This is a genomic window from bacterium, assembly GCA_040753085.1.
Lineage (GTDB): Bacteria > UBA9089 > JASEGY01 > JASEGY01 > JASEGY01 > JASEGY01.
In genome coordinates, this window is the sequence record JBFMHI010000116.1 from 1 (window position 1) to 8,574 (window position 8,574).

Genomic DNA, 8,574 nt, shown 5'->3' on the forward strand with positions numbered 1-8,574 from the left:
ACCTGGATTTTGCCGAGGAGAGCATTACCTTCGTCAGAAACCAGATTCTCCTCCAGTCTTCCACGGCCATGCTGGCCCAGGCCAACGCCCTACCCCAGAATGTGCTGGCCTTGATCGGCTAAACAACGAGGTAGGGACGCGGCCTTAGCCGTGTCCCTCTTTGACCGGGCAAACAGAGGCAGGAAGCCGGGGCACGGTGTGCCGTGCCCCGACTTGGAGCGAGCCAATACACGAGAGCCGCTTAACTTAAAAAGGGAGAGCCGGAGGGGAGGCTCTCCCTTTTTTTGTATTGCCATAATCCTCTTCTTGGGGTATAATATCCCTATGAAATCCGCTCCTCTTAGAATCCTTACCTTTGCGGCGGCTACGGGTAATGCCCTGCCCTACCTGGCCAAAGATATGGCCGATGCCTTTATTCGTTTAGGGCAGGTGGTAGGATTATTTGACTTATCTTATCTGACCCATAAAAGAGAAAAAATAGGCCAGGTTCTATTTAGAGCCTGGCAGGGATTCAAGCCGGACTTAATCTTTACCCTCGATACTATCGGCCTGGTGCCAGAGCTTTTTGACCGGCTGAAGATTCCTGTCTGCTCCTGGTTTGTAGACAACCCCCTCTTTTCTTCCCACATCCTTCTTCCCTACAAGCCCAACTATCACCTCTTCATCTGGGACAGGGGTTATTTTAAAGACCTACAAGGCGCCGGTTACCATGATCTTCATTATCTCCCTCTGGCTACCAATCCGAATATATTTAAAAAACTAACGCTCAGTTCGTCTGAGCTTAAAAGGTATGGGGCTAACTTGAGCTTTGTGGGGGCATCGAGTTTTAGTGTCGGTTTTCGGGAGAAAAGAGAAAAGCTGTCAGCCGTTTTCTCAGAGGACGTGATGGAGGCTTTGATAGAAAGGCATGCGCGGGATCCGAGCAAACCCATTACCCATTACTTAGCCGAGCTAAAATGGGCCGACGATCCTCAGGCCCTGGCTCTTTTTAATAAGAAACACAGGGGTGAACTGACGGCCCTGGAATTTGAAAGTATGACCAGATACCGCCGGAAGGTCATCGAGACAGTGGCTGATTTCGGGGTAGACGTGTGGGGAGATGAAGGCTGGATAGAGGCGGCCTCGGATAAGATCCGCTACCGGGGCCGAATCGAGTATCATCAAGAAGCGCCCAAACTCTATAATGCGGCCGCCGTCAACCTGAATATAACCAAGTCTCAACTATTGACCACTATAAACCAGCGCCTCTTTGACGTCTCTGCCTGCGCTGCCTTTGTTTTAAGCGATTATCGAAGCGATCTGGTGGAGTTGTTTGAGCCTGGCCAGGAGGTAGTTTTCTACAGAACAATCGAGGAATTGCCTTCCTTAGTGGATTACTATCTAAGACATCCTGAAGAAAGGGAAAAGATAGCGGCCCGGGCCTGCCAAAGGGTCCTGGCCCAACATACCTTCATACACCGGGCTCAGGAGGTGCTCGCTAAGATGAGGGAAGTGATGTAATAGTTTCGAGTTTCGAGTTTCAAGCTGGGTGTCCTTTGTGTCCCTTATGTCCTTTATGTCCTTTATGTCCTTTATGTCCTTGGTTTGGTTGCGGCGGGAGGCCGCGCTATGAAGATCCTGGTCATTCAACTGGATACCGCTGGTGATGTCCTGAGGACTACCCCGGTAATAAGAGGCCTTAGAGAGAAATATCCGTCGGCTTATATAGGCTTCCTTCTGGAGGATCGATTTACCGATATCCTCATTCACCATCCTGATATAGATGAGATCTTTGTCATTCCTCATCTCTATCGTCAGGCCTTGGATGAGGGGCTTATTGAGCCGGGGGTCCTATTAGGGCGCGCCCCAGAATCAACGAGGCTCAACCCGTCTGAAAAGAAGATATTAGAGGACCTTTTCCATCTTCGGGAGAGATTAAAGGGAAGAACCTTCGATCTGGTAATTAATCTCCATCAGAGTCTGACCAGTGCTATCTTTACCGCTCTTAGTGGGGGGGCTCAGATAGTCGGTAATTCGCTGACTGAAGCGAATAGCCTGAGATATGAGGACCCCTGGCCGCCACGAAAGGCGTACCTGGAGACCAACCGGAACCAGATGAACCGGCTTGATCTCTACTTGCTGATGGCCGGGGTAAAGCCTTCCCAGAAGGTCCCCCAACTATATCTTGGCCAGGAGGCCAAAGATTTCATCAGTGATTGTCTTCAGGGCTATGGAGTGAATGAAAGCGATTTTGTGGCTGTTCTCCAGCCAGGCTCTGGCTGGGAGCGAAATGTCTGGCAGATAAAGCGATGGAATATAAAGAAAGTCGCCCGGATAGGCGATGAGATCCAGCAGCAGTTAGGGGCCCGGGTTATCCTTATCGGCGCCCCGTTAGAGCAAGCCAGGTCAGCCGCCGTGGCCCATCTGATGGAAGAGCCTCCCCTCGACCTGACCGGCCGGACAAGTCTTCAACAGTTGGGTGCCCTCATTGAAAGGGCCAATCTCTTTATCGGTCCGGATTCCGGGCCCACTCATATGGCCGTGGCCTTGAGCACGCCAACTATTGCTGTATTTGGCGGGATATCCCCTCTCCTTTACGCCCCGGTAGGCAAAAACTTCCTTATCCTTCAGGCAGAGCTTCCCTGTCGGCCTTTCTATGGCTGTCGGCAGCCTTGTGAGGAGACAAAATGCCTCCAGGCCATCCCGGCCGAAAGCCTCCCGGCCGCTTATCATCTTTTGAAGCTCTTGTGGCATCCCGAATTCAATAAGCTTAACGGTCTGCAAAGTGAGGCCACCCGTTTGGTGTCCAGATTCAGAGAGGCCGGGATAATGGTCTTTAGCCCCAGATTGAGAGAGACTTCTAACCGTAGCGCAGCAAAGCCGCAACCAAACCATTAGACAGAGGTCAGACCTCTGTCGTCGGTATCCCAAAGTCCGGCTGTTACCAACTCGTTGGCTGGGAATCGCTTGAGCTATTCCCATCACCAAAATCCCACAGATAGGAGATAACCTCGCCAGCCGAGGAGTCGGTAAAGCAGACCTTCAAGGGGGCACAACCCGAGGTCGAATCAGCCATAAAATCAGCTTCCACTTTAAGCGGATATATCTTGATGTAACCGGCTTTTGTTTCAGTATCTACCCCATTTGATCCACTTACCCTTAAGCTGATGGTATAATTACCACTCAAATAATGGTGCTTACATTAATCGTACCAGGGATGGCAGTATCTGTAAGTAAGACAGTTTGCCCTCCCCCGCTTTTCAGAAAATCTCCTTTCTCTACTGAAACAACTTCTACTGCTTCGGTATCATAGAAAAGATCGAAGTTTACCCCCCTGAGGTCTGAGGCTCCTTGCACAATCACATCGACTTCCAGATTACTTCCTACTGGCACAGTGATGTTAGACTGAATCCCGGCGGTCTCAACATCAAGGTCAGACATAATCAAAGCGCTGGCATTTCATTTGGACCTGCGTAAGTCGGGGTAGCCATCACCCCCCAAATTAGATAATAGGTAATAGGTAATAGGTAATAGGCAATAGCCAATAGCCAATAGGTAATAGGTAATAGTCCCTTTGGTCCCTTTGGTCCTTTTGGTCCTTTTGGTCCCTTTGGTCCCTTTGGTCCCTGCGGGAGGTCTGTTTGCCCACAAATCGACCTTGAAGAGGCAATGCTGTCAAATCTTATTTTACCACGATCATCTTCCTGGTGGAGACAAAAGAACCCGCGCGGAGTTGATAGAGATACACCCCGCTGGTTACTTCTTTTCCAGTTTCATCCTTACCGTCCCAGTAAGCGGCTGACTTAATCCCACCTTTAGCCGGGTAGTAACCGGCCTCCTTCTCTCCTAATTCCAGCGTCCTGATCAATTGACCGGAGAGACTGTAGATGTTGATGACCACATTGGCCCTGGTTGATAAGCTAAAGGGAATCCAGGTTTCAGGATTTAGGGGATTGGGATAATTCTGATGCAGAGAATTACGGGTCGGGATCAAATCCTTCAGGGTAATGACAGACTCCAGTGCTCCAGGAGTGAGATTGTACTGAATATTGTTATGATCAGCCACGATGACCTGAGAGAGCGAGACACCAGGAGTCTGGTAGACTTCTGGTGTCTTATTCACCTTAAAGACCACTCTGGCCAGCACCCCGCTGCCGTCTACACCCGGATCACGCCCCAGAAACGTCCCGGCCAGGTTTATCAAACCAGCCTGCCGGGTATCTACCTTGAAGAAAGACATGCCGCTAATCAAATCTCCCTTCTCGACTTCAGTCACCTCTAATTTCCGGCTGTCGAAACTCAGGTCAATGTTCACACCATGCATATCAGCAACCTGATTGGCCATTATCTTTACCTCTAATGTCTTTTCCCCGGTTACTGAGACGGTGGCATCAATTTTGGAAGTCGAGGCTAATTCTGCTTCAGGCCATCTCATTGGTGCGGGAGAAACCGGTTCACAAGAAATAAGGGTGTCCCACGGATCATCACAAGAAGTGTGCCAGACCATAGAAAAGTTGAAGAGATCTCGATAATCGACATAATCATCTGCCGGACAATCCATGGCAGGATTAAAGCAATCCTCTCCCACCCGGCAATGCCAGCTCATCGCCAGGCAAACTAAGTCGTCGTAGTTAATATAACAGTCCCTATTACAGTCAAACGGCATCCCTCTTTTTTCGATCCTTCCCATCTGAATGTCAGCCGAAATGGGGTTAAGTTCGTGATCAACCAGGATGACCTCTTCCAAAGTCAAATCAGCAGGAAGAAGGGCTGTCTCCGGTACAATAAAAGTGACAATAGCTATTGAGTCACTTCCACTTACCCCTAAGCCGGCCCCTAACAGCGCCGTAGATACATTCACTACCCCGGGACTAGTATCACTGAAGAAGGTCGTTTCTCCACCTGATGGCAGGAAGCTGCCCTCCTTAACCGAGACAAGGTCAAGTTTATCATCATCAAAGAGGAGATTGAAATTTACCCCATGCAGGTTGGTTACATTCTCCACTTCTACCGTTACTGTCACGGTTATTCCATCTAAGTAAACATAACTCACCGCTGGGGCTACCTTAACATATAGTAAAAGAAGAATCTTTGATATTTATGAAAAAATCTTTACTTACCCTCTGAGGAGTTGGAGAGCTTGAGTCAGTTACCTGGATAGCGAAGGTGAAAGTGTCCGGCGTAGTAGGTGTACCAGAAATCAGACCAGTTGAGCTATTCAAAGAGAGGCCATCTGGAAGATTACCTGAGATGATCGACCAGGTGTAAGGAGGTGTCCCACCAGCAGCGGTTAAAGTGTCTGAGTAAGATGCACCGACCTGACCATCAGGTAAACTGGTAGTAGTAATAGTTAAGGTAGTTAGAGGCAGGATATATCCTGCCGATAGAGTATAATTAGGACTATTGGCCTGGCCAATAGCTCCCTGTCCACTGGCATCTAACAATTCGTAATTAGTCGAATTCGCAATTATACCTCCCTGATCTACCACTTCCCAGGAGATACCATCCGCCAAAGAAGTGGTAGCGAACACAAATAAAAACATCGTTAAAGCTAACAAAAATCTGACCTTTTTATTACTTTCACCTCTACTTTGTTGTAATTTAAAGACAGTTATTTCCCTCCTTATTATAGTTTTCTATCCCTTCCCTCCATAGCGCTCAGATAAATTGAGCCACTCATTTTTCATTTTTTTCTTTTCCAAGTAGTATATTATCTTTTAGATTTCTATAGCTACACTCACCACTTACGACTTACTGCATATTTACTTTATAATTTTTGCAACTTATATTTACTAAATCCTTACTCCTTCAAAATCAAAGACTTAACCTGTCTCCCAAAAAGTTCATACGTATGAACTTTTTATTGTTAGTGGCTCAATTTATCTGAGCATACCCGGCTCAATTTAAGTGAGCGCTATAGCCTTCCTTCTTTTCTTTGGAAGGATATTACAAAACCATACTCTAACGCTTCACATCCCTTATCAGGTAATTTTCGGCATTCCCCTTTTCCTCCTTGTCCAGATGCCGACATTGCTTTGTATTGAACCTGTGACAGACTTTCATTATTGGGGAACAAGAATATAATTTGCTGAGCCATCATACCAAGTTCCATTAGGACGACTATTGCTAAACTTATACTTATACCTTGCTGTAATTCCCCAAGCGGTGGAAGAACTCTCGCTTGCATAACATTCAATCCTTAGAAGGGCGTTATCATTCTCAGAATTAGTTTCTTCGTGTCCCATCAATCTTGGAGAAACAAAAATATTCCAGTCATTTGTTGTTCCCCATGGAACTTCAACAGTTCCAGCATGGTTCACACTCCCCGCCACTGAAAATGACTGTCCCTTTCTAAGTATCCTTCCATTTACATCCAATCTATCTTTTGGCGCCATCGTCCCAATACCGACGTCGCCGGTATCATTCACATTCACCACCCCACCACCTAAATTATCCGCAGTAAAGGCATACCCGACACTTACCAACTGATGTCTTGGGATCATCTCCGGGTCATTCTCCACTTTTATCCCTAAAAACCGGCTATCTTCATTAAAGACCGAACCTTGAATAGGAGTGACACTGCCCAGAAGGACGTTGAACAATCCATTAGTAACCTGGACAGTCTGAGTTTCTTGCCAGAGGAGACTCCCTTCAGTCGCGGCATCATAGATAGCGAAGGTAATACTTCTCGTGCCTGTTACAGGCTCACTCTCAGAGCTACCCAATCTTCCCTGATAATTAATCAACTGTGGTACGGCATAACCTAAAGATGCGCCTAATAACAAACAGACTACGGCTAATGTTAATCCTAAAACATCTTTCCTTCTCATTGTCCTCATTGTCCTCATTGTGAAAAACCTCCTTTAAAAATTTCCGGCTAAATTCAACCATTTTTCCCACCAGGGATGAGAGAGGGCTCGTTTTTTCTCTTAACCCCCAGTTTTTGTAGAGCCAGATACTCCAGCTCTTGTTATTTGCCCAAATAAATTTGGGACACGCTACCTCACATCTGTAAGGCTGCCTTACATTATCTCATAGGCATCACCCTCCTTTCTTTTAAATCTTTTTTATTCCGCCTTCTTCTTCCAGGCCAGCAATTTCCACATGTCTTCTGAACTTTCTTTGGTTATTTGCTGAAACCCCAACTCTTCCATTATGGAAAAATAATTAGATTTATTTATAGCATCTAAGTGAAGAGGACATTCCTCGTTTTCTTCCTCTCCCATTTTGATTAATAAAATTCCATCGCCTTTTAAATGTTTAGAAAGAAGCCTTAAGGTATCTATAGGGTTAGGAATATGCTCTAAGACATCAGTACAGAGAATAACATCATAAGTTTCTGACAAAGAAAATTTATCATTTAACTCAACAAACTTTGTAAGTAGTCCTTTCTTTTGATATCTCCACTTAACAAAATTAAAAGTTCTTCCTGGAACATCGGCATTGGTAACTTCAAAACCATGTTTAATCAGTTCTATTCCCAAATGCCCTACCCCACATCCATAATCAAGTACTTTCTTCCCCTGACAATACCTTAGTATCTCAGACAACCATTCCAATCTACTTCCAGGATAGTAACCACATCTTCTCATTAATTGATATATGTATATATCAGTTTTAGAATACCAATCTTTTATTTCTTTATCTGTTTTTGGTAAATTTTCCTCCCAGCTATCGACTGCATTCTTTGCTGACTCTTTTATCTTTTTAGAAACTATTTTAATATTTTCTCCTGTATATTGACTAATTTCTCTTAATGCCTTAAATTTATAATATTGATTAACTATCCAATATTTAAACTTAATTAATAAAAATAATGTTAATTTAAATCTATTCAAATAATTATTAGTTTCTTTCTTCCAAAATTGAGCAATCCATCTTGCCTTGCTAAATAAAGCAATTATCTCTACCCATAAATAAGTGGGACCCCATTCAGTACTATGGTTATAACAAATTACCGTCATATCCAGTCTTAAGTTTCTGATGTATTTCCAGGTTTTTTTTCCTAACCACAAAGGATGGAGTTTCTTTTTATCTGGATAAGAAATTATTTCACATTCTTTAAATTCTTCTTTGAATTTATTAGAAGCTAATAAATAAAGCTTTGCTTTAGGATAAATATTTCTTAATTTACTTATGGCATTTTTTATTTGCGTATTACGTGCTGATTTTATTATAAGAATTGCTTTTACTTTATTAATAGGGATTTTGATATTAGGGCAATTTGGAAGAAGTATCATAGAAATGTTCCTCAGATATTTTTTTAGGCGATGAACAAGGCCGTTTTACTTTGGAAATCTCTGCCGATAGATTTTATATGCCTTAACTGCATCTTCATAGAAACCAAGTTTAACACATTTATCTCCTAATATCTTATAGACAGGCCAGGCCTTAGACGAATCTATCTCTTCCACCTTTTTAAGATGAGGGAAGATAGCTGAGATTTCTCCCTCGGATAGATAAAGTTCTATTAACGTGAATATGAAAACTCAATTTCACCAGAACTCCCTGTAACCCAATATGTTGTGCATCGTTGGACGCTTCTCTGAAATCGCTAAATCTTGACGAAGAGAGCTTACCACAGTAAGTTTAAAT

At 44.5% G+C, this 8,574-nt stretch carries 10 protein-coding genes; 3 read left to right on the top strand and 7 right to left on the bottom strand.

Annotated features, from left to right (window positions below; translation table 11 throughout):
* From AB1797_10810 to AB1797_10820, 3 genes are all read left to right on the top strand, one after another.
* Positions 1 to 122 (top strand): flagellin (locus tag AB1797_10810; protein MEW5768092.1); only part of this gene is annotated, 122 nt, incomplete at its 5' end.
* A 202-nt stretch (positions 123 to 324) separates the two neighbouring features.
* Complete coding sequence (locus tag AB1797_10815) at positions 325 to 1,500, top strand: glycosyltransferase (GenBank protein MEW5768093.1); 1,176 nt, start codon at positions 325 to 327, stop codon at positions 1,498 to 1,500.
* Positions 1,501 to 1,608: 108 nt separating this feature from the next.
* Positions 1,609 to 2,877 carry a glycosyltransferase family 9 protein gene (locus AB1797_10820; GenBank protein ID MEW5768094.1) on the top strand — a complete coding sequence of 423 codons (1,269 nt, stop codon included), beginning with the start codon at positions 1,609 to 1,611 and terminating at the stop codon, positions 2,875 to 2,877.
* A 43-nt stretch (positions 2,878 to 2,920) separates the two neighbouring features.
* Here the strand turns inward: AB1797_10820 and AB1797_10825 are convergent, their stop codons facing one another.
* The 7 genes from AB1797_10825 to AB1797_10855 all read right to left on the bottom strand — a co-directional run bounded on the left by AB1797_10825 (position 2,921) and on the right by AB1797_10855 (position 8,393).
* Positions 2,921 to 3,166 carry a PKD domain-containing protein gene (locus tag AB1797_10825; GenBank protein ID MEW5768095.1) on the bottom strand — a complete coding sequence of 82 codons (246 nt, stop codon included), beginning with the start codon at positions 3,164 to 3,166 and terminating at the stop codon, positions 2,921 to 2,923.
* On the bottom strand, positions 3,163 to 3,420 hold the full coding sequence (locus AB1797_10830) for a cohesin domain-containing protein (GenBank protein MEW5768096.1): 258 nt from the start codon (positions 3,418 to 3,420) through the stop codon (positions 3,163 to 3,165). The genes AB1797_10825 and AB1797_10830 overlap by 4 nt, the downstream gene beginning before the upstream one ends.
* A gap of 241 nt (positions 3,421 to 3,661) precedes the next feature.
* On the bottom strand, positions 3,662 to 5,032 hold the full coding sequence (locus tag AB1797_10835) for a cohesin domain-containing protein (protein ID MEW5768097.1): 1,371 nt from the start codon (positions 5,030 to 5,032) through the stop codon (positions 3,662 to 3,664).
* 13 nt (positions 5,033 to 5,045) lie between these two features.
* Positions 5,046 to 5,522, bottom strand: a complete 477-nt coding sequence (locus AB1797_10840; protein ID MEW5768098.1) for an Ig domain-containing protein — start codon at positions 5,520 to 5,522, stop codon at positions 5,046 to 5,048.
* 519 nt (positions 5,523 to 6,041) lie between these two features.
* Positions 6,042 to 6,809, bottom strand: a complete 768-nt coding sequence (locus AB1797_10845) for a hypothetical protein (protein MEW5768099.1) — start codon at positions 6,807 to 6,809, stop codon at positions 6,042 to 6,044.
* A gap of 237 nt (positions 6,810 to 7,046) precedes the next feature.
* Positions 7,047 to 8,219: a class I SAM-dependent methyltransferase gene (locus AB1797_10850; protein MEW5768100.1), complete on the bottom strand. Its 1,173-nt coding sequence runs from the start codon at positions 8,217 to 8,219 to the stop codon at positions 7,047 to 7,049.
* Between the two features lie 45 nt (positions 8,220 to 8,264).
* The gene (locus tag AB1797_10855) at positions 8,265 to 8,393 is read right to left on the bottom strand and encodes a hypothetical protein (GenBank protein ID MEW5768101.1); all 129 of its coding nucleotides are present in this window, start codon (positions 8,391 to 8,393) and stop codon (positions 8,265 to 8,267) included.
* Positions 8,394 to 8,574: the final 181 nt, after the last annotated feature.